At 66.2% G+C, this 25163-nt stretch carries 33 protein-coding genes; 5 read left to right on the forward strand and 28 right to left on the reverse strand.

Annotation, left to right across the window (positions count from 1 at the left end; all coding sequences use genetic code 11):
- Position 1: 1 nt before the first annotated feature.
- The 12 genes from rpmD to G6N18_RS11425 form a co-directional block, all read right to left on the reverse strand.
- A complete protein-coding gene (gene rpmD / locus G6N18_RS11370; protein ID WP_067217612.1) occupies positions 2 to 181 on the reverse strand; it encodes a 50S ribosomal protein L30 in 180 nt (59 codons plus the stop codon).
- A 2-nt stretch (positions 182 to 183) separates the two neighbouring features.
- The gene (gene rpsE / locus G6N18_RS11375) at positions 184 to 846 is read right to left on the reverse strand and encodes a 30S ribosomal protein S5 (protein ID WP_067217775.1); all 663 of its coding nucleotides are present in this window, start codon (positions 844 to 846) and stop codon (positions 184 to 186) included.
- Positions 847 to 871: 25 nt separating this feature from the next.
- Positions 872 to 1279 (reverse strand): 50S ribosomal protein L18, encoded by a 408-nt coding sequence (gene rplR / locus G6N18_RS11380; RefSeq protein WP_067217772.1) that lies wholly within the window; start codon positions 1277 to 1279, stop codon positions 872 to 874.
- A 2-nt stretch (positions 1280 to 1281) separates the two neighbouring features.
- Positions 1282 to 1821 (reverse strand): 50S ribosomal protein L6, encoded by a 540-nt coding sequence (rplF, locus tag G6N18_RS11385; RefSeq protein WP_067217616.1) that lies wholly within the window; start codon positions 1819 to 1821, stop codon positions 1282 to 1284.
- A 15-nt stretch (positions 1822 to 1836) separates the two neighbouring features.
- Positions 1837 to 2235 (reverse strand): 30S ribosomal protein S8, encoded by a 399-nt coding sequence (rpsH, locus tag G6N18_RS11390; RefSeq protein ID WP_067217619.1) that lies wholly within the window; start codon positions 2233 to 2235, stop codon positions 1837 to 1839.
- A gap of 96 nt (positions 2236 to 2331) precedes the next feature.
- Complete coding sequence (locus tag G6N18_RS11395) at positions 2332 to 2517, reverse strand: type Z 30S ribosomal protein S14 (RefSeq protein WP_059101363.1); 186 nt, start codon at positions 2515 to 2517, stop codon at positions 2332 to 2334.
- Positions 2518 to 2520: 3 nt separating this feature from the next.
- Positions 2521 to 3093, reverse strand: a complete 573-nt coding sequence (gene rplE / locus G6N18_RS11400; RefSeq protein WP_067217622.1) for a 50S ribosomal protein L5 — start codon at positions 3091 to 3093, stop codon at positions 2521 to 2523.
- Position 3094: 1 nt separating this feature from the next.
- Positions 3095 to 3412, reverse strand: coding sequence for a 50S ribosomal protein L24 (rplX, locus tag G6N18_RS11405; RefSeq protein WP_067217625.1), 318 nt, complete (start codon positions 3410 to 3412; stop codon positions 3095 to 3097).
- A complete protein-coding gene (gene rplN, locus G6N18_RS11410; RefSeq protein WP_067217629.1) occupies positions 3413 to 3781 on the reverse strand; it encodes a 50S ribosomal protein L14 in 369 nt (122 codons plus the stop codon). It abuts the gene before it with no gap.
- 237 nt (positions 3782 to 4018) lie between these two features.
- Positions 4019 to 4900, reverse strand: a complete 882-nt coding sequence (locus tag G6N18_RS11415; protein WP_083001014.1) for a formylglycine-generating enzyme family protein — start codon at positions 4898 to 4900, stop codon at positions 4019 to 4021.
- A 25-nt stretch (positions 4901 to 4925) separates the two neighbouring features.
- Positions 4926 to 7277 (reverse strand): arylsulfatase, encoded by a 2352-nt coding sequence (locus G6N18_RS11420; protein WP_083001016.1) that lies wholly within the window; start codon positions 7275 to 7277, stop codon positions 4926 to 4928.
- A gap of 40 nt (positions 7278 to 7317) precedes the next feature.
- The gene (locus G6N18_RS11425; protein WP_067217778.1) at positions 7318 to 8001 is read right to left on the reverse strand and encodes a DUF2306 domain-containing protein; all 684 of its coding nucleotides are present in this window, start codon (positions 7999 to 8001) and stop codon (positions 7318 to 7320) included.
- 56 nt (positions 8002 to 8057) lie between these two features.
- Here G6N18_RS11425 and G6N18_RS11430 point away from each other — a divergent pair, with 56 nt between their 5' ends.
- From G6N18_RS11430 to G6N18_RS11440, 3 genes are all read left to right on the forward strand, one after another.
- The gene (locus G6N18_RS11430) at positions 8058 to 8747 is read left to right on the forward strand and encodes a TetR/AcrR family transcriptional regulator (RefSeq protein ID WP_083001018.1); all 690 of its coding nucleotides are present in this window, start codon (positions 8058 to 8060) and stop codon (positions 8745 to 8747) included.
- Positions 8748 to 8866: 119 nt separating this feature from the next.
- Positions 8867 to 9574, forward strand: a complete 708-nt coding sequence (locus G6N18_RS11435) for a GAF domain-containing protein (RefSeq protein WP_067217781.1) — start codon at positions 8867 to 8869, stop codon at positions 9572 to 9574.
- A 136-nt stretch (positions 9575 to 9710) separates the two neighbouring features.
- Entirely contained in the window at positions 9711 to 11252 is a 1542-nt protein-coding gene (locus tag G6N18_RS11440) for a sugar transferase (protein ID WP_083001020.1), read from the forward strand.
- An 82-nt stretch (positions 11253 to 11334) separates the two neighbouring features.
- On the opposite strand, the gene rpsQ is transcribed toward G6N18_RS11440, so the two are convergent.
- From rpsQ to rpsJ, 11 genes are read right to left on the reverse strand one after another with little or no spacing between them, the layout of a single operon-like run.
- The gene (gene rpsQ / locus G6N18_RS11445) at positions 11335 to 11655 is read right to left on the reverse strand and encodes a 30S ribosomal protein S17 (RefSeq protein ID WP_082949227.1); all 321 of its coding nucleotides are present in this window, start codon (positions 11653 to 11655) and stop codon (positions 11335 to 11337) included.
- The gene (gene rpmC, locus G6N18_RS11450) at positions 11655 to 11888 is read right to left on the reverse strand and encodes a 50S ribosomal protein L29 (RefSeq protein WP_059101354.1); all 234 of its coding nucleotides are present in this window, start codon (positions 11886 to 11888) and stop codon (positions 11655 to 11657) included. The genes rpsQ and rpmC overlap by 1 nt, the downstream gene beginning before the upstream one ends.
- Complete coding sequence (gene rplP, locus G6N18_RS11455; protein ID WP_059101353.1) at positions 11888 to 12304, reverse strand: 50S ribosomal protein L16; 417 nt, start codon at positions 12302 to 12304, stop codon at positions 11888 to 11890. The genes rpmC and rplP overlap by 1 nt, the downstream gene beginning before the upstream one ends.
- Positions 12305 to 12307: 3 nt before the next feature.
- Entirely contained in the window at positions 12308 to 13177 is an 870-nt protein-coding gene (gene rpsC / locus G6N18_RS11460) for a 30S ribosomal protein S3 (RefSeq protein WP_083001022.1), read from the reverse strand.
- A complete protein-coding gene (gene rplV / locus G6N18_RS11465; protein WP_083001024.1) occupies positions 13177 to 13758 on the reverse strand; it encodes a 50S ribosomal protein L22 in 582 nt (193 codons plus the stop codon). Before rplV ends, rpsC begins: the two co-directional genes overlap by 1 nt.
- 31 nt (positions 13759 to 13789) lie before the next feature.
- Positions 13790 to 14071, reverse strand: coding sequence for a 30S ribosomal protein S19 (gene rpsS / locus G6N18_RS11470; RefSeq protein WP_006245110.1), 282 nt, complete (start codon positions 14069 to 14071; stop codon positions 13790 to 13792).
- 21 nt (positions 14072 to 14092) lie between these two features.
- Positions 14093 to 14929, reverse strand: coding sequence for a 50S ribosomal protein L2 (gene rplB / locus G6N18_RS11475; RefSeq protein ID WP_067217654.1), 837 nt, complete (start codon positions 14927 to 14929; stop codon positions 14093 to 14095).
- Between the two features lie 38 nt (positions 14930 to 14967).
- Positions 14968 to 15270, reverse strand: coding sequence for a 50S ribosomal protein L23 (gene rplW, locus G6N18_RS11480; protein WP_059101349.1), 303 nt, complete (start codon positions 15268 to 15270; stop codon positions 14968 to 14970).
- On the reverse strand, positions 15270 to 15926 hold the full coding sequence (gene rplD, locus G6N18_RS11485) for a 50S ribosomal protein L4 (protein WP_067217658.1): 657 nt from the start codon (positions 15924 to 15926) through the stop codon (positions 15270 to 15272). The genes rplW and rplD overlap by 1 nt, the downstream gene beginning before the upstream one ends.
- Positions 15926 to 16579 carry a 50S ribosomal protein L3 gene (gene rplC / locus G6N18_RS11490; protein ID WP_067217661.1) on the reverse strand — a complete coding sequence of 218 codons (654 nt, stop codon included), beginning with the start codon at positions 16577 to 16579 and terminating at the stop codon, positions 15926 to 15928. Before rplC ends, rplD begins: the two co-directional genes overlap by 1 nt.
- A gap of 16 nt (positions 16580 to 16595) precedes the next feature.
- Complete coding sequence (gene rpsJ, locus G6N18_RS11495; protein WP_003883485.1) at positions 16596 to 16901, reverse strand: 30S ribosomal protein S10; 306 nt, start codon at positions 16899 to 16901, stop codon at positions 16596 to 16598.
- A 363-nt stretch (positions 16902 to 17264) separates the two neighbouring features.
- Here rpsJ and G6N18_RS11500 point away from each other — a divergent pair, with 363 nt between their 5' ends.
- The gene (locus G6N18_RS11500) at positions 17265 to 17738 is read left to right on the forward strand and encodes a hotdog fold domain-containing protein (protein ID WP_083001025.1); all 474 of its coding nucleotides are present in this window, start codon (positions 17265 to 17267) and stop codon (positions 17736 to 17738) included.
- 9 nt (positions 17739 to 17747) lie between these two features.
- On the opposite strand, the gene G6N18_RS11505 is transcribed toward G6N18_RS11500, so the two are convergent.
- Entirely contained in the window at positions 17748 to 19325 is a 1578-nt protein-coding gene (locus tag G6N18_RS11505; RefSeq protein WP_179962395.1) for a carboxylesterase/lipase family protein, read from the reverse strand.
- Between the two features lie 118 nt (positions 19326 to 19443).
- Here G6N18_RS11505 and G6N18_RS11510 point away from each other — a divergent pair, with 118 nt between their 5' ends.
- The gene (locus tag G6N18_RS11510) at positions 19444 to 20694 is read left to right on the forward strand and encodes a cytochrome P450 (RefSeq protein ID WP_083001027.1); all 1251 of its coding nucleotides are present in this window, start codon (positions 19444 to 19446) and stop codon (positions 20692 to 20694) included.
- Here G6N18_RS11510 and G6N18_RS11515 read toward each other — a convergent pair.
- From G6N18_RS11515 to mftE, 4 genes are all read right to left on the reverse strand, one after another.
- Positions 20660 to 21313, reverse strand: a complete 654-nt coding sequence (locus tag G6N18_RS11515; RefSeq protein ID WP_083001029.1) for a TetR/AcrR family transcriptional regulator — start codon at positions 21311 to 21313, stop codon at positions 20660 to 20662. The genes G6N18_RS11510 and G6N18_RS11515 overlap by 35 nt on opposite strands.
- A gap of 173 nt (positions 21314 to 21486) precedes the next feature.
- Positions 21487 to 22917: a mycofactocin dehydrogenase MftG gene (gene mftG, locus G6N18_RS11520; RefSeq protein WP_083001031.1), complete on the reverse strand. Its 1431-nt coding sequence runs from the start codon at positions 22915 to 22917 to the stop codon at positions 21487 to 21489.
- A gap of 69 nt (positions 22918 to 22986) precedes the next feature.
- Positions 22987 to 24399: a mycofactocin biosynthesis glycosyltransferase MftF gene (mftF, locus tag G6N18_RS11525; RefSeq protein WP_083001033.1), complete on the reverse strand. Its 1413-nt coding sequence runs from the start codon at positions 24397 to 24399 to the stop codon at positions 22987 to 22989.
- Entirely contained in the window at positions 24396 to 25139 is a 744-nt protein-coding gene (gene mftE, locus G6N18_RS11530) for a mycofactocin biosynthesis peptidyl-dipeptidase MftE (protein WP_067217687.1), read from the reverse strand. Before mftE ends, mftF begins: the two co-directional genes overlap by 4 nt.
- Between the last annotated feature and the right edge of the window lie 24 nt (positions 25140 to 25163).

The raw sequence follows: 25163 nt of genomic DNA on the forward strand, positions 1-25163 counted from the left end.
TTCAGACCTCCTCTACCTCTACGAGGTGATGCACGGTCTTGATCAGACCACGCGTCTGATCGTTGTCCTCACGGACGACGGACTGGCGGATCTTGCGCAGACCCAACGACCGCAGGCTCTCGCGCTGCTTCCAGCGTGCACCGATGGTGCTGCGCACCTGGGTGATCTTCAGCTCTGCCATGGTTACGACGACCCTTCACGCGCAGCCGACGCGGCGAGCGCCTCGGCCTCTCGGCGCGCCCGCAGCATGCCCGCAGGCGCCACGTCCTCGATCGGCAGGCCGCGTCGGGCCGCGACCTCTTCCGGACGCTGCAGCAGCTTGAGCGCGGCGACGGTGGCATGCACCACGTTGATCGCGTTGTCACTGCCCAGCGACTTGGCCAGGATGTCATGGACGCCGGCGCATTCCAGCACCGCGCGGGCGGCCCCACCGGCGATCACACCGGTACCGGGACTGGCCGGCCGCAGCATCACCACACCGGCGGCGGCTTCGCCCTGCACCGGGTGAGTGATGGTGCCGCCGATCAGCGGCACGCGGAAGAAGTTCTTACGTGCTTCCTCGACGCCCTTGGCGATGGCGGCCGGAACTTCCTTGGCCTTGCCGTAGCCGACGCCGACCATGCCTTTACCGTCGCCGACGATCACCAGCGCGGTGAAGCTGAACCGGCGGCCACCCTTGACCACCTTGGACACTCGGTTGATCGAAACGACGCGCTCGAGGTAGTTGCTCTTGTCGCCGCCGTCGCGGCCACGACCGCCACGGTCATCGCGGCGGCCACGGCCGTCGCGGTCACCCCGCGAGCCACGACCTTCCGGGGGGCCGCCGGCAGTTGCCTGTTCGGCCATCATGCAGTCCTTCCGTTGTCAGTCATCAGAATTCCAGCCCGCCTTCGCGTGCCGCATCGGCCAGCGCCGCGATCCGTCCGCCGTAGGTGTAGCCACCGCGGTCGAACACGACCTTCTCGATTCCGGCGGCTTTCGCGCGCTCGGCGATCAGCTGGCCGACCCGCACGCTGTGGGCCTTCTTGTCGCCGTCGACCGCCCGTACATCGGCTTCGGTCGACGAAGCGGCGGCCAGGGTGGTCCCGTTGAGGTCGTTCACCAACTGCACGTGGATGTGCCGAGACGACCGGTTGACCACCAACCGCGGCACCTCGGCCGTGCCCGAGACCTTCTTGCGCAACCGCGCGTGCCGACGCAACCGCGCCACCCGCCGGGTCTCGGAGATGTTCTGCCCCACGGGCTTACGCGTCCTCGGCGCTTCAGTCTTAACAGCCATGATCACTTACCTGTCTTTCCGACCTTGCGGCGGATCTGCTCACCCTCGTAGCGGATGCCCTTGCCCTTGTACGGGTCGCTCTTCCGCAGGCGGCGGATGTTCGCCGCGACCTGGCCGACCTTCTGCTTGTCGATGCCGGAGATCGAGAACTTCGTCGGCGTCTCCACCGCGAACGTCACGCCCTCGGGGGCGTTGATCGTCACGGGGTGGCTGTAACCGAGCGCGAACTCGAGGTTGGAACCCTTGAGTTGCACGCGGTAGCCGACGCCGAAGATCTCCATCTTGGTGGTGTAACCCTCGGTGACGCCGGTGATCAGGTTGGCCACCAGCGTGCGTGACAGTCCGTGCAGCGAACGGCTGCGCCGCTCGTCGTCGGGGCGGGTGACCAGGATGGCGCCGTCGTCGTCGCGCGCCACCTTGATCGGCTCGGCGACCGCCAATTCGAGAGCGCCCTTGGGCCCCTTGACCGACACATTCTGTCCGTCGATCGACACGTCGACCCCGGTGGGAACCGGGACCGGTTGCTTTCCAATACGCGACATTTGAGCTCTACTCCCCTACCACACGTATGCGAGGACTTCGCCGCCCACGCCCTCTTGGGCTGCCTGGCGGTCGGTTCGGAGACCCGACGATGTGGAGATGATCGCCACGCCGAGGCCGCCCAGGACCCGCGGCAAGTTGGTGGATTTCGCGTACACCCGCAGGCCGGGTTTGGACACCCGGCGCAGCCCGGCGATGCTTCGCTCCCGGCTGGGGCCGTACTTCAGTTGCACGATCAGCGACTTGCCCACCCGCGCATCCTCGGTGCGGTAGTCGGCGATGTAGCCCTCTTTCTTCAGGATCTCGGCGATGTTGGCCTTGATCTTGGAATGGGGCAGCGACACCTCGTCGTGATACGCCGAATTGGCGTTGCGCAGACGGGTCAAGAAGTCTGCGATCGGGTCCGTCATGGTCATGACAGCCGGCTCACCTTTCTCGCGGTGGTTCCCAGCCCCAAAGCCTGGAGTCGGGCCTGCCGCAACCTGTTTGGTTGGTCTGGTCGGTTGGCTGGATTACCAGCTGCTCTTCTGCACGCCGGGCAGTTCGCCGGCGTGGGCCATCTCGCGCAGGCAGATCCGGCACAGGCCGAACTTGCGGAAGACGGCGTGGGGGCGGCCGCAGCGCTGGCAGCGAGTGTAGGCGCGCACCTTGAACTTCGGTTTCTTGTTGGCCTTGTTGACCAGTGCCTTCTTTGCCATTACTCAGTTCTCCTTGAACGGAAAGCCCAGCGCCCGCAGTAGCGCTCGTCCTTCGTCGTCGGTCGTCGCCGAGGTGACGACGGTGATGTCCATGCCACGGGGACGGTCGATCGAATCCACATCGATCTCGTGGAACACCGACTGCTCGGTCAGCCCGAAGGTGTAGTTCCCGGTGCCGTCGAACTGCTTGGGCGACAGGCCGCGGAAGTCGCGGATACGCGGCAGTGCAATGGAGATGAGCCGGTCGAGGAACTCCCACATGCGGTCGCCCCGCAGCGTGACGCGCGCACCGATCGGCATGCCCTCGCGCAGCTTGAACTGGGCGATGGATTTCCGCGCCCGGCGGATCTCCGGCTTCTGACCGGTGATCAAAGCCAGGTCGTTGACCGCACCGTTGATCAGCTTGGCGTCGCGGGCGGCGTCACCGACGCCCATGTTGACGACGACCTTGACCACGCCGGGGATCTGCATGACGTTCGCGTAGCCGAACTCTTTTGTCAGCGCGTCCTTGATCTCCTCGCGGTAGCGCTGCTTGAGGCGAGGAAGGGCCTTCACCGAGCTTTCAGTGGTAGTCATCTCAGATGTCCTTGCCGTTGGTCTTGGCGATGCGGACCTTCTTGCCGGTCTCGTCGTCAACCCGGTACCCGACGCGGGTGGGCTTGCCGTCGGAGTCGACGATCATCACGTTGGAGGCGTCGATCGGCGCCTCCTGGGTGACGATGCCGCCGGACTGCGCGCCGCGCTCGTTGCTCGACACCGCGGTGTGCTTCTTGATCCGGTTGACGCCCTCGACGAGCACTTTGTTGCGAGTCGGGTAGGCGACCAGGACCTTGCCCTTGGCGCCCTTGTCCTTGCCGGAGATGACCAGGACGGTGTCGCCCTTGTGGACCTTCATCTACAACACCTCCGGAGCGAGCGAGACGATCTTCATGAAGCGCTTCTCGCGCAGTTCCCGGCCGACCGGGCCGAAGATGCGCGTACCACGCGGATCGTTGTCGGGCTTGATGAGGACGGCGGCGTTCTCGTCGAACTTGATGTAGCTGCCGTCGGCGCGACGGCGCTCCTTCACGGTGCGCACGATGACGGCCTTGACCACCTCGCCACGCTTGACGTTGCCGCCGGGGATGGCTTCCTTCACGGTCGCCACGATGATGTCGCCGATGCCGGCATAGCGCCGCCCCGAGCCGCCGAGCACGCGGATGCACAGGATCTCCCTGGCGCCCGTGTTGTCGGCGACCTTCACCCGCGATTCCTGCTGAATCACTCGATCTCCTCGACCTGGTTTGGTATGCACGCCAGATACCGACCTGGACGTGCGCGGTCTTGCTGTTACCGAAGAGCACGCGGGGCCTGCCGGAACGGCGAGCCGAGGTCTGCCCAAGGCAACCGCCTGATTCTATTGGACGACCTGCGGGAAACCAAATCCGTCCCATTGCCGCCGAATGCGAGTCACCCGCACGCTTCCAGGCCGGTCAGCGTGTGTCGAGCCCACACTCGAGGACTACAGGTCAGCCGCGCACCGGAAGCCGATGTGGGTGGTCGCGCTGTCCTGGGATTGCGGCGAACGGGCGGCCGGCCGGTAGCGGTGGCAGTATTCGGGCGCGCACAGATGCGAACCGCCCTTGAGGGCCTGGCTCACGGTCGGATCCGCTGGGCCGCCCGGCGCGCAACACGCCTTGACCGGCTGATCGAGGCGGTGATGCGCCGAGAACTGCGTCGTCGTCCACTCCCAGACGTTGCCGATCATGTCGACCAGTCCGAACCCGTTCGGCGGGAAGGTGCCGACCGGCGAGGTTCCCATCCAGCCCCGCGCGCCGGTGTTGCGGAAGGGGAAGTTGCCCTGCCAGGTGTTGGCCATCAGCTGACCGTCGGGAGCCGCCTCCTCGCCCCACGGGTACGTGGTGGTGGCCCCGCCGCGCGCCGCGTACTCCCATTCGGCCTCGGTGGGCAGCCGGCGACCGGCCCACCGGGCATAGGCAGCGGCGTCGGGATAGGCGACCTGCACGACGGGGTGGTCGAGTCGGTCGTCGATGCCGCTGCCGGGCCCGAACGGGTGTCGCCAGTCGGCGCCCGGCGTCCAGTACCACCACTGCCGCCAGTCGCGCAGGTCGACCGGGCCGGGTGTCGGCCGGAACACCAGCGCCCCCGGAACCAGATCCTGCGGCGCGGCCCCCGGATAAAGGCTGGGGTCCGGGGACTCTTCGGCGACGGTCCGGTAGCCCGTCGCGGCGACGAATTCGGCGTACTGCGCGTTGGTGACGGGATGGCGGTCGACGGCGAACGCGGACACGTGAGCGGTGTGCGCGGGAGCCTCTTCGGGATAGAACTGCGTCGAGCCCATCCGGAAAGAGCCGCCCGGTAGCTCGATGAGCTCGGTGAGCATGCAGCCAGGGTATGACGACCAGGCCTCAATCTTTCGCGAATGCGCGCGCGAACTCCTTCTCCAGATCCGCATAGGGCTTGCCCGAGACGTCGATGTTCACTTGAGCGATGGTGCCGCCGGTGAACGCGAAAGGCGCCTTGTACGAGCGCGAGACCGGCGAGCCCGCGTTGCGGCCGACGCTCAGGCTGGCTCCCGCGAGCCCGAACGTCCCCGGAATCACCCGCATCCCGCTCATCGCGGCGACCTGTTCGTCGTCGATGTACAGCGCGGCGTCCCCGATCGGGGTGTGACTACCCTCCACTGTTCCGGTACGCACGTACGCGACTCCGAAGGTGTGCCGCCCCAACGGCACCGCGTCCGGCGACGACAACTCCTGCTCTTCCTCGCCCAGGAAGTTGTAGACGTAGCGCAGCCGGCCGTCCTGGACGAACATCACATGTCCGCCGTGGGCGCCGCCGTGTTTGAACACCACGCCTTCGACGCCGGGGCTGTCGACGGTCAGCTCGGCCATTGCCGAGAACGACCGCCCCTGGATCTCGACCGCCGCGCCCATGCCGATGTCGGCCGTCCCCGGGTAGTAGAGGTACGAGTCACGTTGGCCTGCGACGTGAGGGCGCCATCGCGAGATCGTGTCGAGGATGTTCAGGTCGCCGAGCGGCAGCCCGTTGTACTTGCCGGCCTCGGCGAACCACAGCGCCTTGAGTTCCTCGAGTTTGTCCGGGTTTTCGGCCGCCAGGTCGTGGCACTGACTGCGGTCGGCTTCGATGTGGAACAGTTCCCAGCGGTCGCTGTCGAAGTGCGACCACCCGGCGGGGGATGCGGCATGGACCGTGTTGGCGAACCAGCCGTCGTGCCAGATACCCCGGGTGCCGAGCATGGCGTAGAACTGCGTGTGCTTGTCGGTCGACGCCGACGAATCATTCAGTATCTGCCTGAAGCTCACACCGTCCAGCGGCTTCTGCGCTACTCCCTTGACTGTCTCGGGCGGGGTGATACCGAGCAGTTCGTAGATCGTCGGCGTGACATCGCAGACGTTGATGTAGTCGTCGCGGACTTCACCATGTGCCGCAATGCCTTTGGGCCATGAGATGATCGCCGGGTCGGCGATCCCACCTTCGTGCGACGCGTAGCGCTTGAACAGTTTGTAGGGCGAGTTGAACGCCATCGCCCAGCCGGTCGGATAGTGGTTGTAAGTCTCGGGCCCGCCGAGTTTGTCGAGCAGTCGCAGGCTTTCCTCGACGGTGTCGATGTATCCATTGAAGAACTTGACCTCGTTGACCGAGCCGTTCGGGCCACCCTCTCCACTGGCGCCGTTGTCGGAGATGACGACGATGATCGTGTTGTCGAGCTGATCCGATTGCTCCAGATAGTCGAGAATGCGCCCGATCTGGGCGTCGGTGTAGGACAGGAAGCCGGCGAATACTTCGGCCATGCGGGCGAACACCCGCTTCTCGTCGGCGCCGAGCTCGTCCCAGGGCCGTACCGTGTCTTGAGTCGGCCATGGTTCGCCATTGGGTCCCTTGACATCTCGGTACGGGTTGATCGGCGAGAGTTCGGTGTCGGCAGGCACGATGCCGAGCGCCTTCTGCTTCTCGAGCACGATCTCGCGGTACCGTTCGTAGCCCATGTCGAACTTGCCGGCGTACCGGTCGGCCCACTCCTCGAAGACGTGGTGCGGCGCGTGCCCCGCTCCGGGGCAGACGTAGGAGAACCACGGCTTGTCGGGCGCGATGACCTTCGCGTCGCGGATGAACTCGATGGTTCTGTCCGCCAGGTCCTTTGACAGGTGGTAGCCGTCCTCCGGAGCCGCCGGCGGCGCCACGGGATGATTGTCGTAGACCAGCTCCGGATACCACTGGTCGGTCTCGCCGCCCATGAAGCCGTAGAACCGCTCGAAGCCGCGCGCCAGCGGCCAATGTCGTTTGGTCGACGCCAGATTCGACTCTTCAAGCGGCGTCAGGTGCCACTTTCCGACACAGTAGGTGTTGTATCCGTGCTCGGCGAGCACCTCCGACAGCAGCGCGGTGTCGAATGGGATGCGCCCGTTGCAACCGGGGAAGCCATCGGTGAACTCCTCGATGGTCGCCATGCCGACCGTCGTCGGGTTGCGACCGGTCAACAGGGACGCCCGGGTCGGCGAGCAGAGCGCGGTGGTGTGGAACTGCGACAGCCGCACTCCGCGTTCGGCGATGCGGCTCATCGTCGGCATCTCGACCAGACCGCCGAAGCAGTCCCAGGTGGCGATTCCGGTGTCGTCCCAGACGATGTAGAGCACGTTGGGTGCGCCTTGCGGGGCCGTCGGTGCGGCGTATGGGCCCCAGTCCGGTTCGGAGTCACGGATGTCGAGTTCGATCTTGCCGTTGAATTCCGTTGCCATTGCGCCTCGTCCCGGGTCGGCTCACAGTTTGGCCCGGAGATTACACCCGGGGCGTGTCGGCCAGCCGAGGAATTGACGACCCCGCCATTAACGGTCGGTGGCGCAGTCGCCATGCCACGATGCCGAGCGGCACCGTCCAGCCCAACCAGGCCCCCAGGCCGGCGGCGAACCACAGGAAGTGTTCGTCGTGGCCGCCAAAGACGCTGTCCCTCAAGGGCTGGAACGTGATGAAGATGATCGGTGTCCACACCCTGTTTGTGATGATCGACAGCGCGAGAGTCGCACTGAGCAGCATGTGACGCCGATGCTCGGCGAAGTGGCGCCGCCTGGCGGCGAGGTAGCCGTTCACCGTGAACCACAGCCACAGGGCCGCCAGCACCACATTGCTCACGGCAAGAAGCGGCCCGAAGGGTGTGAGCGCACCGATCACCATCGCGCTCACGGCCGCCGGCACCGCCGTGGCGACGTAGACGCGGCCGCTGCGACGGTGCAGTGCGCGATGCCGCGCCCGCAGTCCCGGCCAGATCTGCGCGACGGCGGCCACCATGGCCACGCTCGCGAAGATCACGTGCCCCACAAGCAGCGGATAATGCAGCGCGAACGTCGCCGGTACCCGGGTACCGCCGGTCAGGTACGGCGGCAGAGAGAAAACAAGGAACGCGGTGACGACGAGCGCGAGCGCGACGGCCGGCCATCGTCGGGTCATGCGTATTGCGTATGTCATACGCATCGAGCGTACGGCATACGCACGAGGTTTGTATTCGACTAGTCTGGCTTTCGATGACCGACCCACTGCCGCAAGCGCTGAAGACCCTGTGGCAGGAACCGAGCGCACCCACGCGATCGCGGGGACTGACCCGCGATCGCATCGTCAACGCCGCCATCGAACTCGCCGACGCCGATGGTCTCGGTGCGCTGTCGATGGCTCGACTTGCTGATCGCCTCGGCTGCGGCACGATGTCGCTGTACCGGCACGTGTCCAACAAAGACGAGTTGGTCATGTTCATGCTGTCTGCCGCACCGGGCACGGCGCCGTCGGTGGATTCGACGGATTGGACTGCGGCGCTGACGAATTGGGCAACTGGGCTCTGGGAGGTCTACCACCGCCATCCGTGGATCCTGCAGGCAGCGGCCGCGGGCCCACCTGTGGACCCCGGCCAGCTGGCATGGCTGGACGCCGGTCTTGCCGCGCTGAGCCGCACCGGTCTCGCCGAGCGCGACAAGCTCATCGCTGTGATGGCGGTGCTCCACTTCATCCGCGGTGCGGCCGCATTGGACATCGAGGCCGGCAGCGTGGACTGGTCCGACTACCCGGGCTTGCTGCGCAATCTGATCGCTCCGGAGCGGTTTCCCGCGCTGGCGGCGGCGTTGGACGACGGTGTGTTCGACCCAACGGACGACGATCCCGATGCCCGATTCCGTTCGGGTTTGGACCTGTTGGTCGACGGCATCGCCGCCCGGATCGGCTAGCGGAGCGATCGAGGGCAACTTGCTCGCTGTGGAGCCAGCCGCGCACAGGTCGAAGGCGCCCGTCAATATGTGAAGTCAGCAGCGCAGTTTCGGATACCGTTCCCTACGTGTCCAACTCGTTGCCGGGATTCGATGACTGGCTGAACCGCTCGCTCGAAGAATGCGCACGCAACGCAGGTGAGGACATCGATACGTATGTCGCTCGCGCCGTGGCCAGACAAATGATGGCCGACAAGGTGCGCACCGACAAGATATCGACCAGGGAGCTTCTCGACCACCTCTCCGAATGCGGGGTGCTCGAGACCGACTTGATGCCGGACGTATCGACTGTGATAGCCGACCCCGATCGGCTGCGCGCTGTTCGTGCGACGGGGCTGCTCGATACGCCGCCGGAAGAGGTCTACGACCGGATCACCCGCGCAGCCGCCGACGCGTTGGATGTCCCGTTCGCGTCATTGTCCTTGGTAGATGCCGACCGGCAATTCTTCAAGAGCACCGCGGGACTGGGCGATATGTCGGTCCAGGAAAGTCAGACGCCGCTCAACCAATCAATCTGTCAGTACACAGTCGCAGCCGGCACGCCGTTGGTTCTCGAAGACGCACGAAGCGACCCGGTATTCAGAAACCACCCGGTGGTGCGCAGCGGCGCAGTCATCGCCTATCTCGGCATACCTCTGACCGATCACAAGGGAAACGCCGTCGGCACGCTTTGCGTATTCGACAGCAAGCCGCGACTCTGGGGTACCGGTCACGTCCAGGTCCTGAGTGATCTGGCGCAACTCGCCGTCGAGCGAATGTTCGGTCCACTGCCTGCTTCGAGCGGGTAAGACGCCTTCGGTCTCCCGCGGATGGGGCAACCGTCCTAAAGACGGGCGCAGATGTGACCGGGCCGCTCATTTAGCTGTGTAGCTCGGCACGGCGCATCTAGGATCGGTTGCCACTGTTCCGTTCGGGGGATTGAAAATGCAGCTAGATGCGCGGGTAACGACGGACCCGTCAATTAGCCGACCGACCATCCCGCAACTGAAGGCCACGCCGCAACCGGTCCGAATCGGCGGCCCGACGCTGCCGCGCTGGCTCGAACGCATTCGCACCGACCCGGGGTACTCGGTGATCACCCTGGCGGTCGATGCCCTGTACGCCGCCCTCGCAGTACTGCTGACCCATTGGTCGATCCCGGGCGACCTGGAGCAAGAGCGCAACATCGCCCTGTATTCGTGGATCTTCGTGCCGGTAGTGGTCTTCGTATTGGCCACTCGGTCGCTGTACCGACAAAAACTCAACCACGGATTTCTCGACGACTTCGAACCGGTGGAAACGTCAATCGCGGTGGCTGCTCTGGCGACGTTGACGATCATGCTGCTGCTGGTGCCTCGCTTCGAGGCCGGTGACCTTGTCGTCCCGTACGTCCGCCCCAGCGAGGTTGTCTTGCGGATCTGGGTGTGCGCGGCCGTTCTCATCCCGGCGGTCCGCCTGCTCAGGTCGTTGATCAACCGCTGGCTACGACGCAAGTTCCATGTTGGAGTGCCTGCGCTCATCGTCGGCTCCGGCCCAATCGCCCATCAGCTCATCTCTCGAATGCGCCAGGTGCCGGACTACGGCCTGTGGCCCGCAGGCATGCTGGACGATATACGGCCAAGTGACGCAGAGGAATTCGTGGTGCCGTACCTGGGCACCACGGGAAATCTCGAAAGCGCCGCGCGCTACTGCCGCGCTGAAGAGCTCCTCATCGCGCCGTCGACGTTGTCTGACGAGCAGTTGGCACAGACCGCCCATCGGGGCCAGCAGCTCGGAATGCGGGTCCGTGTGGTACCCCGGTTGATGGACGCCGTAGGCAGCGGCACCAGGATCGAGCACCTGGGCGGTATACCTCTGATGGTGCTGGCCCGCGTCGATCCAAAAGGTTGGCAGTTCGCCGTCAAGCATGCCCTCGACCGGGCGGCTGCCCTGGTGGGCCTGGTGCTCGTCTCTCCTCTGTTGATCGTGCTGATTCTCGCGGTCAAGCTCAGTTCGCCGGGGCCGATCTTCTTTGGTCAGGAACGGATCGGGCGCGACGGAAAAGTCTTCCGCTGCCTGAAGTTTCGCACTATGCGCCTCCATGATCCGGCCGGGGCGGGCTTTGAATTGGAGGCGGGCGCGGCACCGGGCGGGGTGGAGGGCGATGATCGGCGCACTCGGATAGGCAAGATCATGCGCAAGGCGTCGCTGGATGAGCTGCCTCAACTGTTCAATGTGCTGCGCGGGGAGATGAGTCTGGTCGGCCCGCGTCCCGAACGCCCCGAGTTCGTCGAGTTGTTCGAGATGCATGTGCGGCGCTACGGCGAGCGGCACAGGGTGAAGGCAGGCGTCACGGGCTGGGCTCAAGTGCACGGGCTTCGGGGACAGACTTCAATCGCTGACCGGGCCGAATGGGACAACTATTACATCGACAACTGGTCGCTACAGCTGGACTTCAAGATCCTGGTACTGACGCTACTGGCGGTGCTGCGCCCCGTGGAAGATTGAAGTCGACTTCCTTGCGATCACCCGCATCTGGCCTACGGGACGCGAAAGCCCCCGCGCTGCGGGGGCTTTCGGCTGGATAGGGCTACTTGGCCTTTTCGAGGATCTCCACGAGCCGCCAGCGCTTGGTCGCCGACAACGGGCGGGTCTCCATCAGCGACACACGGTCGCCGATGCCCGCGACGTCGTTCTCGTCGTGCGCCTTGACCTTCTTGGTGGTGCGGATGATCTTGCCGTACAGCGGATGGCTCTTACGATCTTCCAACTCGACCACGATGGTCTTCTGCATCTTGTCCGACACCACATACCCGATGGCCGTCTTGCGGCGGCCGCGCTGCTCTTCCTTGCGCGGGGTGCGCCGCGGCCCAGCCTGAGTACCTTTGGTCTGTTCTGCTTTTTGCGCCATTACGAATCCTCACCAACGGGTCCGGAGGCCAGACCCAACTCACGTTCGCGCAGCACGGTGTACACGCGCGCAATCTCCTGTCGCACCGTGCGAAGCCGGCGGTTGTTGGACAACTGGCCGGTCGCCATCTGGAAGCGCAGGTTGAACAACTCTTCCTTGGACTCGCGCAGCCGATCCTTCAACTCGTCGTCGGTTAGCTCGCGCAGCTCGCCCGGCGTCACTCCCACTGCCATCAGAAGTGCTCCTCTCGGGTAACGATGCGTGCCTTGATCGGCAGCTTGTGGATCGCGCGGGTCAGCGCGGCCCGGGCAGTCGCCTCGTCGGGGTAGCTGAGCTCGAACAGCACGCGACCCGGCTTGACGTTGGCCACCCACCACTCCGGCGAACCCTTACCGGAACCCATGCGGGTTTCCGCCGGCTTCTTGGTCAGCGGGCGGTCCGGGAAGATGTTGATCCACACCTTGCCGCCACGCTTGATGTGCCGGTTGATCGCGATACGCGCGGATTCGATCTGCCGGTTGGTGATGTAGGCGTGCTCCAGTGCCTGGATGCCGTAGTCACCGAAGCTCACCGTGGTGCCACCGCTGGCGATGCCGCGCTGCCTCGGGTGATGTTGCTTGCGGTGCTTGACCTTGCGGGGAATCAACATGATTCAGCTCTCCCCAGAAGTAGAAGTTTCCGTGGGTTCAGAGGATGAAGCCTCTGCGGCGGCAGCCTCGGTTCCGCCCGTGGCCTCGGCCACCGCGGGCGCAGCTTCGGTGGCGGCGCGGCCGGCCTCCGTGCTCGTCGCGGTGGTGCCCGATGCGCCGCTACGGCGCGGCCGGGTACCCGAAGGACGTTCGCGGCGTGGACGATCCGAGCCCGCGGGCACCGCGGCGGCCAGCTCGCGCTTGCCACCGACGATGTCGCCCTTGAAAATCCACACCTTCACGCCGATGCGGCCGAAGGTCGTCTTCGCCTCGTACAGCCCGTAGTCGATGTCGGCACGCAACGTATGCAGCGGCACTCGACCTTCGCGGTAGAACTCCGAGCGGCTCATCTCGGCGCCGCCGAGCCGGCCCGAGCACTGCACCCGGATGCCCTTGACGTTGGGCTGGCGCATGGCCGACTGGATCGCCTTGCGCATGGCGCGGCGGAATGCCACGCGGTTGGACAGCTGCTCGGCAACGCCCTGAGCCACCAACTGCGCCTGCGACTCCGGGTTCTTCACCTCGAGGATGTTCAGCTGCACCTGCTTACCGGTCAGCTTCTCCAGGTCGGCGCGAATGCGGTCGGCTTCGGTGCCGCGGCGGCCGATCACGATGCCCGGGCGGGCGGTGTGAATGTCGACCCGGACTCTGTCGCGAGTCCGTTCGATCTCCACGTCCGCGATGCCTGCGCGCTCGAGACCGGTGGCCAGCAGCCGTCGGATCGCCACATCTTCCTTGACGTAGTCCTTGTACTGCTTGTCGGCGTACCACCGGGACTTCCAGTCGGTGGTGATACCGAGCCGGAAGCCGTGGGGGTTGATTTTCTGGCCCACTACTCCGAGCCCTCCTTCGCATCTGACGCTTCAGCAGTCTTCTTGGGGGCTGCTTTCTTCGCGGCTGCCTTCTTGGCCGGTGCCTTCTTGGCTGGCGCCTCGGTCTCGGCCTTGCTCGCCGGGGCCTTGCTCGCCGGCGCCTTCTTCGCCGCTGCTGCCTTGCTGCCCTGCGCGCGACGCGAACGCGCGCTGGCGGCCGAGGCCTGCCCGGCTCGCTGCTCACGGCTCGGACGGCTTTCCACGATCACGGTGATGTGGCTGGTGCGCTTGCGGATCCGGAACGCGCGGCCCTGGGCGCGCGGCCGGATGCGCTTGGCGGTCGGGCCCTCGTCGGCGTAGACGGTGGCGACCACGAGCGTGGACGGGTCCAGGCCCTCGTTGTTCTGCGCGTTGGCTGCCGCGCTCGCGATGACCTTGGCAACCGGCTCGCTGGCCGCCTGCGGTGCCCACCGCAGGATGTCCAGCGCATCGGACACCGATTTGCCACGCACCAGGTCGATGACCCGGCGCGCCTTCGTCGCCGACACGCGCACGAAGCGCGCCTTGGCGACGGCGGTCGGATATGTTTCAACGGAAGTCATTAGCTGTTCCCTCTGCTCTTCGCGCAAGCGCTCATCGCCGCTTAGCCTTCCGGTCGTCCTTGATGTGACCCTTGAACGTGCGGGTCGGCGCGAACTCGCCGAGCTTGTGCCCGACCATCGATTCGGTGACGAACACCGGGACGTGTTTGCGGCCGTCGTGCACCGCAAAGGTGTGCCCGATGAAGTCGGGGATGATGGTCGACCGACGTGACCAGGTCTTGATGACCTGCTTGGTGTTCTTCTCGTTCTGAACGTCGACCTTCTTGAGCAGATGGTCGTCGACGAACGGACCCTTCTTCAAACTACGAGGCATCGCTGCTACTCCTTCCGCGGCCTAGCGCTTCTTGCCGGTGCGCCGGCGTCGGACGATGAGCTTGTTGCTCGACTTGTTCGGTTTGCGGGTACGCCCCTCGGGCTTACCCCACGGGCTCACCGGGTGGCGACCGCCGGAGGTCTTACCCTCACCACCGCCGTGCGGGTGGTCCACCGGGTTCATCACGACACCGCGGACGGTGGGACGCTTACCCTTCCACCGCATGCGGCCGGCCTTACCCCAGTTGATGTTCGCTTGCTCGGCGTTGCCCACCTCGCCGACGGTCGCGCGGCAGCGCACGTCGACGCGGCGGATCTCACCGGACGGCATACGCAGCGAGGCGTAGGCGCCTTCCTTACCCAGCAACTGGATGCTGGAGCCGGCGGACCGGGCGAGCTTGGCGCCGCCACCGGGACGCAACTCCACCGCGTGCACCAGGGTGCCCGCCGGGATGTTGCGCAGCGGCAGGTTGTTGCCTGCCTTGATGTCGGCGTTGGGACCCGACTCCACGATCGCGCCCTGCCGGAGTCCCTCCGGCGCGATGATGTAGCGCTTCTCGCCGTCGAAGTAGTGCAGCAGCGCGATGTTCGCGGTGCGGTTCGGGTCGTACTCGATGTGCGCGACCTTGGCGTTGACGCCGTCTTTGTCGTTGCGCCGGAAGTCGATCACGCGGTAGGCGCGCTTGTGCCCGCCGCCCTTGTGCCGTGTCGTGATGCGGCCGTGCGCGTTTCGTCCGCCCTTGCCGTGCAGCGGCCGAACCAGCGACTTCTCCGGATGGTCGCGGGTGATCTCAGCGAAGTCGGAGACGCTGGCACCGCGGCGACCGGGGGTCGTCGGCTTGTACTTGCGAATTGCCATGAGTTTCTAGGTCTTCCTCCGTCGCCGGCCTGAAAAAATCAAGCCGGTGCTCCGAACAGGTCGATGGGCTTGCTGCCCGCGGCCAGCGTCACGATGGCGCGCTTGGTGTTCTTGCGCTTGCCGTAGCCGGTACGGGTGCGCTTGCGCTTGCCCTGCCGGTTCGCGGTGTTCACCGAATCGACCTTGACGCCGAAGATCTTCTCCACCGCGATCTTGATCTGCGTCTTGTTCGAGTCGGGGTGCACGATGAACGTGTACACGTTGTCTTCGATCAACCCGTAGGACTTCTCGGAGATGACCGGGGACAAGATGATGTCCCGGGGGTCAGTGACGGTCGCCATCAGGCCGACACCTCCTCTTTGTCCTTCTCGGTGTTCGCGCTGATGTAGCTGTTCAGCGCTTCCACGCTGAACACCACGTCATCGGCCTTCAGCACGTCGTGGGTGTTGAGCTGATCGGGTGCGATCACGTGCACGCCGGGAAGGTTGCGCACGCTCTTGGCGCCCGTCTCGTCGGTCCGGCCGATCACGACCAGTACCTGCTTGCGATCTGTGAGCGTGGCAAGGAACGCCTTGGCGCTCTTGGTCGACGGCGTCTGGCCCTCGATCAGCTCGGTGACCGCGTGGATGCGGCCGTTGCGCGCCCGGTCCGACAGTGCCCCGCGCAGTGCGGCGCGGATCATCTTCTTCGGGGTGCGCTCGCTGTAGTCACGCGGCTTGGGGCCGTGCACGATGCCGCCGCCGGTGAACTGCGGCGCCCGGGTCGAGCCCTGGCGGGCGCGGCCGGTGCCCTTCTGCCGGTACGGCTTCTTGCCGCCGCCGGAAACCTCAGCACGCGTCTTGGTCGAGTGCGTGCCCTGCCGCGCCGCGGCCAGCTGCGCCGTCACCACCTGGTGCATCAACGCGATGTTCGCCTCGACATCGAAGAGGGCAGCCGGTAGTTCTATCGAGCCGTCCTTCGTACCGCCCGGTGTATGAACATCAATCTTGATAGTCATTACTTCTCGCCTCGCTTGATTGCGCTGCGGACCATCACGAGCCCGCCGTTGCGGCCGGGGATGGCGCCCTTGATGAGCAGTACGCCGTTCTCGGCATCGACCTTGTGCACCAGCAGGTTCTGCGTCGTCACTCGATCGTTGCCCATCCGCCCGGACATCCGGGTGCCCTTGAACACCCGGCCGGGGGTGGCGCAACCGCCGATGGAGCCGGGGCGACGGTGCACCGCCTGGGCACCGTGGCTGGCGCCCTGACCACGGAAGCCGTGGCGCTTCATCGTGCCGGCGAAGCCCTTGCCCTTGCTGGTGCCGGTCACGTCGACGTAGGTGCCGTCGGCGAAGATCTCGGCGGTCAGCTGCTGGCCGACCTCGTATTCAGCCGCGGCAGTCTCGTCATCGAGCCTCAGCTCCGCCAGATGCCGGCGCGGGTTGACCCCAGCGGCCGAATACTGGCCTGTCACAGGCTTGTTCACCTTGCGCGGGCTGATCTCGCCGTAGGCCAGCTGCACCGCGCTGTAGCCGTCACGCTCCGTCGTGCGGATGCGCGTCACAACATTGGGCCCGGCCTTGACGACCGTCACCGGCACGACCCGGTTGTTCTCGTCGAACACCTGCGTCATGCCCAGCTTGGTGCCCAGAATTCCTTTTCTCGCCATGGTTTTCTGGAATCTCCTACTGAATGTTGACGTCGACGCTGGCCGGCAGATCGATGCGCATGAGCGCGTCGACGGTCTTCGGCGTTGGGTCGAGGATGTCGATCAGCCGCTTGTGGGTGCGCATCTCGAAGTGCTCCCGCGAGTCCTTGTACTTGTGCGGGGACCGGATGACGCAGTACACGTTCTTCTCGGTCGGCAGCGGCACCGGGCCGACCACGCTGGCGCCGGTTCTGGTGACCGTTTCCACGATCTTGCGCGCCGAGGCGTCAATGGCCTCGTGGTCGTAGGCCTTGAGCCTGATGCGGATCTTCTGTCCCGCCACGCTTCTCCTACCTCACTCATACAGGGCCCGAAATCGGGCCGCCGGCAATCGAGCCTCGCGCTGCTATGCCGCCGCTGTTCTTCTGTCTGTGGTCCACCGGTCCCCGCGGTCGGGTGTGTCGCCCGCACGCACACTCGTCCGCGGCGAAAATTCGTCACGATCGAGATTGGCACCGGATGCGCCCGGGTGGGCGCCGGTCGTATGCCCTGGCCACGCGGTCCGAACAGGCACCGTCTCAGCTCAAGGCAACCCGAACAGTATGCCTCAGAAAACGGCATGCTCCAAATCCCTGGCCACGGGAAACCCGGCGTTGCCGATGTCACCGTGCCGGCATCATCTTACCGATGAGTAAGGTACTGACACATGGCCGCCCCGACCTCGACATATCGCGCCTGGAAACGCCTGTCCGGAATGCCGGGCGGCAGCCGGGTGTTCTCGGCCGCGGTGATCGCGCGGGTGCCGTATTTCGCCTCCATCGTCCCGCACGTCGTACGGATGGAACCCGGCTACGCCGAGGTCACGGTGCCCAAGTGGTTCTTCGTTCACAACCACCTGCACACGGTGCATGCGATCGCGTCCTGCAACGCCGCCGAGATGGCGATGGGCATGTTGATGGAGGCGACCGTGCCGGCCAGCCACCGTTGGATCCCCAAGGCCATGCACGTCGAATATCTGGACAAGGCCACCACGTCGCTGCGCGCGCAGGCCCGCCTGGCACCGCCGGACTTCTCCTCCATCACCGACGGCACCGATGTGGTGGTGCCGGTGAGCGTGGTGGATCGGGCTGGCACCGAAGTCGTGCACGCGGACATCACGTGCTGGGTCACGCCCACCTGATCGAAGCGCTCAGGCCGGCAGGCTCGCCCAGAACGCGCACTGATGTCGCTGTTCGAAGTCGGTGACGACGTGGCTGGCGTTCGGCTCCAACAACATCCGCTCACCCGCCTGAGCTGTCGTGAGCTGCGGCCAATCCGGCCCGGGTGAACCGGTCGTCACGAACCGCGCCCAGTAGTCGATCATTTCGTCGGACAGCTGCTGTTGCGCGGGTTTCAGCGGTGGCGCGCCGCCGACGTCGAACAGGTACCGCAGCTCGAGCGAATGGGCGGCCCCGATGGGGAACGGCGCTGCACGCAACGGCTCGGGCGCCGGCGCGTCGTCGTCGCCGAACTCGTAGGCGTAGACGGGTTGGCCGGACAGTGCGTCGGCCATCCGGTCGGCGACGCAGGCGAACTCGGCCGCCGTCACGGCCGCCGAGTAGGCCAGTGCGACGTTGCCGCCGTACCGGTCGGGCGGGTAGCGCGCCGCAACGGCGGCCGCATGTGGCCCGAAGACCTCGGCGAGCAGTTCCGGATAGTGGGCGGCGTCGAACGGGCGGCCGCGCAGAAACTGCAACGCTGCGAACAAGGCGAACTCGTCTTCGTTGGTGCCGATCATCACCGGCACCCGAGTGGCCTTACCGCTGGTGATCGCGGTGAACGAATTCTCCGGCAGCGCAGGCGTTCCCGCCACCGGGCCGCTCACCCGTTCGGTCCCGAACCCGGCATACGTCAGCGGCGCCCGGAATCGGTCTGCGGGCAGCGAGCGAAGACACTGCGCGGCGACAAGCGGATCGGCGCATCCGATTCCGGCGGCGTAAGCGGCGCTGGCCTGCTGTGCGGCCGGCAGATCGTATTGCGCCTGACACGGCGCGCTCTGGATGATCGCCGCACTGAACAGACCCTCCGACCCCGGCGCGACGAGGTGGTCACACACCGCCATACCGCCCGCCGACTCCCCCGCGATCGTGACGTTGTCCGGATCGCCGCCGAATTCGGCGATGTTGTCGCGCACCCAGCGCAGCGCCGCCTGTTGGTCGGCCAACCCGTAGTTGCCGACGTCACCCTCGGAACCGAATGCGGGGTGGGCGAGGAAGCCGAGGGCGCCGAGGCGGTAGTTCATCGTGACGACGACGACACCGCGGCTTGCCAGCTCCCGCGCCCGGTAAATGTCGCCGCTGCCGTTCAGAAAGCTGCCGCCGTGGATCCACACCATCACCGGCTTCGCATCGCTCGCGGGTGGCGGCGTCCAGACGTTGAGGGTCAGACAGTCCTCACTGGGCGGACGATGATCGACGTCCGAACTCGTGTCCTGGATGCAGCGCGCACCGGGGCGGGTCGCGTCGCGGAATCCCGTCCAGGAGCCGACCGGTGCCGGTGGTCGCCACCGTAGCACGCCGACAGGCGCTGCGGCGTAAGGGATTCCGGCAAAGTACCGATGATCGGCGGCGACGGTTCCGCGGACCGCACCCGCAGCGGTCTGCACCACCCCGGGGTCGACGGGCACACCTTCGGCGGCCGTCTCCTTCCCGGCGCATCCCGCGAGCAGACCCGCGGCGGCGAGCAGCGCCGCGGTCGCCCGGATTCGACGGAGACATCGCGAGGGCACGAACGCCGAGCCTACTGAGCAACTTGGTCGCGGCCCTTTGCGACGTGGCGTCCGTCACATAGACTGTCGACTTGACACGCGTCAAGTTCGCCACCAGCCCCGGTAGTGAGGAGCCCCGATGAGCACCCCGACAATGGATGACGCCGCGAAGGTACTGGCCGACCCGAAGGGCTATGCCGACGACACGCGACTCCACGAGGCGCTGACCTACCTGCGGGCGAACAACCCGGTGGCGTGGGTCGACAACCCGCCATACCGGCCGTTCTGGGCGATCACCAAGCACGCCGACATCATGGCCATCGAGCGCGACAACAACCTCTGGCTGTCCGAGCCGCGCCCGTTGCTCGCGACGGCCGAGGCCGATGACGTCCTGAAGGCGCAATTGGAGGCCGGTATCGGGCTGCGGACGCTGATCCACATGGACGACCCGCACCACCGCAAAGTGCGTGCGATCGGCGCGGACTGGTTCCGCCCCAAGGCGATGCGTGCGCTGCAGGTCCGCGTCGACGAACTGGCCAAACGCTATGTCGACAGGATGCGCGAGATCGGTCCGGAGTGCGACTTCGTCACCGAGATCGCGGTGAATTTCCCGCTTTACGTGATCATGTCGCTACTCGGCCTGCCCGAGGAGGACTTCCCGCGCATGCACATGCTCACCCAGGAGATGTTCGGCGGCGACGACGAGGAATTCCAGCGCGGCCAGACACCCGAGGACATGCTCGCGGTGCTCGCAGACTTCTTCAACTACTTCGCCGAGCTCACCGCCTCGCGCCGGGCGAACCCGACCGAGGACCTCGCCTCGGCGATCGCCAACGGCCGCATCGACGGTGAACCGCTGTCGGACATGGACACCGCGTCCTACTACGTGATCGTCGCCAGCGCGGGGCACGACACCACCAAGGACGCGATCTCCGGCGGCCTGCACGCCCTGATCGAGAACCCCGGCGAACTGGACCGGCTGCGCCACGATCTGGACCTGATGCCGACGGCTGTGGAGGAGATGATCCGGTGGTCGACGCCGGTCAAGGAGTTCATGCGCACCGCGGCGGAAGACACCGAAGTCCGGGGCGTGAAGATCGCCAAGGGCGAATCCGCCTACCTCGCTTACGTTTCCGGCAACCGAGACGAAGAGGTGTTCGATGAGCCGTTCCGCTTCGACGTCGGCCGCGATCCGAACAAGCATGTCTCGTTCGGCTACGGCGTGCACTTCTGTCTCGGTGCCGCGCTGGCACGGATGGAGATGAACAGCCTCTTCACCGAACTCATCCCCCGCCTGGAGTCGATCGAGTTGGCCGGCGCCCCCGAACTGACCGCCACCACCTTCGTCGGCGGCCTCAAACACCTCCCGATTCGCTACTCGCTGAGGTGACACCTCCCGCCTTCTTGGCGTGGGTGGCCAAAAAGCCGTCGACGGCCGCCTCGGCGCACGCGCGGTAGTCGAAATCGGCCACGGTGGACAGCTTGCCGAGAATCAACGGGCCGATGAGCAACGCGATGGCCTGCATGCGATCGACCTCCTCGAGTTCCTCGGCCGCCTGCGCGCTGTCGAGGATCGCATCGAACGGCATCGAGTACAGCTGGATGATGCGCGTACGCAGAGTCCCGGCGGCGTCCGAACCCGGTTGCTGCGCTTGAGGATATGTGTCGACATCGGGTCCGGAGGCCATCCACGTCATGGCCGTGATCATCGCGGGCACTTCGGCGATCGACTCCGCCCAGCCCCACACCACCGCGATCAACCGATCCCGCAGACTGCCTTCGGCGGGTGGCATCGGCGCCGGGTTGAGCAGGCTCATGAACGCCGCGGCCATCAGGTCGTTGGCGCTGGTGAAGTGGCGATACAACGTGGCCCGTGCCACGTTGGCGGTCCGGGTCACCGCGTCGATCGTGACGGCGTTGGGTCCCCCGGACCGCAGCAACGTCGTCGCAGCGTCGAGCAGGCGGGCCCGCGAGCGGGCCGGCCGCGGATCAGTACTCCCGCCACTCATCGTTGGATTCCCCTCCACATCGGACCGTTGATCTCGACAGTTGTCCACCGAAGGACGGCAGTGCCCGATGGTCAGCGTCCTCGTCCGGCTCGTTCAGGATATCGACGCCTTGTGGTTGCGAGTGCTGTCCATCGTCCTGGCCTCCGTCGCGGGTTCGCCGCGTTGGCCTGGCGTCAGACGACGAATCCGGCCGCCCGGTGTCCCAGCATGACGATGGTCGCGTGCGGGCCGCGACTGGGGATCGCGGGTAACACGGACCCGTCGACCACCCACAACCGGTCGACGCCCCGCACGCCGCACCGCGAATCGACGACCGCCGCCTCGTCGCCGTCGGCGCCCATCGGGGCGGTACCCGAGAGGTGCTGCGACGTCGACCATGACACCGGGCCGAGTTCTGTTGTCGGGCTGATGAGCTCACGAGCCAGTTCGGTTCCAGATTGCAGCTTCGCGATGTCGTCGGGCTCGGTGTCGTAACGATGCTCGATGGCAGGAGGGATATCGGCGTCGGCGGTCACGATCCTCACCCGTCCCCGCGACTTCGGCCGCATCAACGTCACCCCGATGTGGGGATGGTCTCCGGGATCGTCCCGGCGGCCGCTGACCATCGCACCGAAACCCGCTGTGTATGGCCGGATCTCGAGAGAATCCTCGGTAGTCAGAACCGCCTCCAGCGGGGGCAGTCCGTGAGTCTCCGACCAACTCACCGGCAGCACCCATTCCGGGTGGTCCGACGTTTGTGTGCCGACCGGCAGATCGACGATCACCGGTATTCCCGCCGCTGCCAGAACGTCTTTCGGTCCGAGGCCAGACAGCATCAGAAGATGAGCCGAGCCGATTGCGCCTGCACACAAGACGATTCGGTCGGCGTCGAGGTCGACGGCGCCTTGCGGGCCCAAGCAACTCACGCCGACTGCGCGGCCTGCGACGATCCTGATTCGCAGGACGCGGGTATTGGCGAGCAGTGTGAGGTTTGCCCGGTCCATCGCGGGTTGCAGATGTGCATCGCCGGGACCGACGCGGGCGCCCTGGTGGATGTTCAGCGGCACCGCTCCCACTCCGGGGCGAAGCGGCGCCTCGGGCGTGGAACCGTTGAGGTCGTCGATCCACGGATGGCCCGCGTCGGTGGCCGCTTTGACGAAAGATGCTGTGCACCCATCGAATTCGGCCACCCGCCGAACCAGTATCGGACCTTCCGATCCATGTAACGCGTTGTCGAAGTCGAGATCGGTTTCGATGGCGCGGAAATGCGGCAGCACTTCAGGCCATGACCACTCCGGGAGTCCCCAGGCGTCGAAGTCCGACGGCAGTCCTCGGCAGAAGTAGCCGCCGTTGACCGCCCCGGATCCCCCCACCACGGCGCCGCGCATGATCTGCGCATGCCGTGGCGGGTCGACGGTCAGCGTGGTCGGAAACCGTCGCACCACCGAACTGGCGGCGCCGATCGGTAGCCGCAACCCGTCGCTGATCTGGGTCAGCACCCGAGGGTCCGACGGTCCGGGGCCGGTTTCGACGACGGTGACAACGCACGAGGGGTCGGCGGAGAGTCGCTCGGCCAGAACGGAACCGGCGCTGCCGGCACCGACGATCAGGACGTCACTGCGCACGCGAGGAGCAAAGGAAGCACTGCGTACGGGAGGAGCAAAAGATTCACTGCGCACCCGAAGAGCGTCGTTTCAGGTCCGGATCTGGGGTTTGAGCGCGCCGAGATCTCGCTCGCGGACCACACCGGCCCACAGCCCAGTGCCGTAGGCGATGTCATCGAGGCGTTTGAGCACGATGTAGGCGAGCAGTCCGACCCGCGGGGTGTCGTCCTCGGCGTTGCCGTTACGGGTCAACCAGTCGACGACGCCTTCGACGACCGCGGCCAATAGCACCACCTGCCGGCACCGCCTGGACAGCAGCGCGGCGATCAGCGCGAGGGGCCAGTAGTGCCGACAGATCGCCGAGGCGAGCTGCATGGCGGCGGACCACAGTCCGTGTGCCGTTACCACCGCGACGTCCCTGGGCTCGGTCGCGACGCTGGACAGCGACTTGGCGATGCGGCGGCCGGTGACGGTCGCGACGATGATCGAGGCCAGATATCCGATCGACGAACCCATCGCCATCAGCATCCACGCCAGCAGCGTCCAGCCCGAGATCACCAGCGGTGCGGTCTTGCCGGGATGCCGGACCGCCAGCGGCGCGGCGGCTTCGCCGTAGAAAGACCTGCGCGAGAACCACTCTCGCAGTTGCGTGCGATGGTCGTGCGCGACCAGCGCCACGGGTTCGTAGCGCAGACGCGCCCCCGACTCGATGAGGCGCCAGCACAGATCGACGTCTTCGCCCGACCTCAGCGACTCGTCGAAGCCGCCGACCTCGCTGAGCATGGATCGGCGGCAGATGATCGCGGCACTGGGGACGTAGGACACGGTGCCGTACGGCATCACCGGGGCCTCCCGCAGACCGAGGTCGAGCGACGACCGCACCGCCTCGTATCGGGCGACCAGGTTCTCGGGTTCGCGCAGGCCGACGATGCGGGGCGCCACCAGCCCCACGGCGGGATCGCAGAAGTGGCCGAGCAACGCCTCCAGCCATCCGCGCCGCGGCACGACATCGCTGTCCAGGAAGGCAACGAAGTTGGTGTTACACGCCGCCAGACCGGTGTTGCGGGCGGCCGCTGGTCCTCTGCTGCGGTCGTGGCGAAGCACCAGCACGTCGCCGTGCAGATCTGTGAAGTCGGACCGCTCGAGCGGGGTGGCCGAGCCGTCGTCGACGACGACGACCCGAAGGCGGCGCACTGCGGTAAGCAGCCGTCGCACACCAGAAGCATTGTCGCGCACCGGTATTACCACGGTGACGTCTCGGTGGGACGGGCCGCTGGCGGGCCGCGGATGTGCCACGGTGGCATCGAGCAGCGCGCGGGCCAACTGCGCGCTGACGGCGTCGTGCACTTCGAGCCGGCCGCCGGTCAGCATGGTCTGCGCGGCGGGCGCCAGGCGCAGGAGTCGGGTCGGGGAACCACCGAGCAGGGCGGACCCTTCACCGAGCACCTTCACCCGGCGATCGACCTGGACGGCGAAGCCGTCGGGTAGCCGCGGTCCCGTCATGTCAACATCCCGTCGCGGTCAGGTACCCAGCGCGTGATCCGCCGCAAGCATGCCTCGACCATATCGGGAAAGATCCGCGCGCCGTCTTCCTCCGTCGCGGTGGTGGGGTCGCCGAGCACGCCGACCTCGCTCACCGCGGCGACACCTGCCCGTCGCAGTTCGGGAATGAGTTCGCGAAGGGGGGAGACATTGCCGGGCACCGTTTCGTGGACCCGGACATCCTGCGGCGAAATATGTAGCAATACAGACGTTTCGGTGTGCCCGGCGTGCGCATCGGCGCCCGCCACGGTGCACGAGCACCACACTGCGTCCCGGCCCTCGTAGCGCAGCAAAGCCGTCGCGGCCGCCAGCGCCTCCACATTGCCGCCGTGACCGTTGACGAAGACCAGCCGCGACGCCCACCGTGAGGCGGACCGCCCGTACTCCACCAGCAACAGCCGCAACGCAGACGTCCCGATCGAGACGGTGCCGCTGAACTCCTCGTGCTCGCCGCTCGCGCCGTAGCCGATCGCAGGCGCGACCATCCAGTTCAATTCATCGCGGCCGACCAGTTGGTCAGCAACGGCTCGAGCGACGGCCGTCGCGATTCTGGTGTCGGTGTCCAGCGGTAGATGTGGACCGTGCTGCTCGGTGGAGCCGACTGGGACGAGCAGCGCTGACGGGGTGCTCTGCAGCTGCTTCGACGTCGCATTCGCGAGCTCGCTGACAGATGGCACCCGCCGATGGTAGGCCGAATTCACCTGTCGTGCGCCAATTGTTGGCGC

It is taken from the genome of Mycolicibacterium celeriflavum, from assembly GCF_010731795.1.
GTDB lineage: Bacteria > Actinomycetota > Actinomycetes > Mycobacteriales > Mycobacteriaceae > Mycobacterium > Mycobacterium celeriflavum.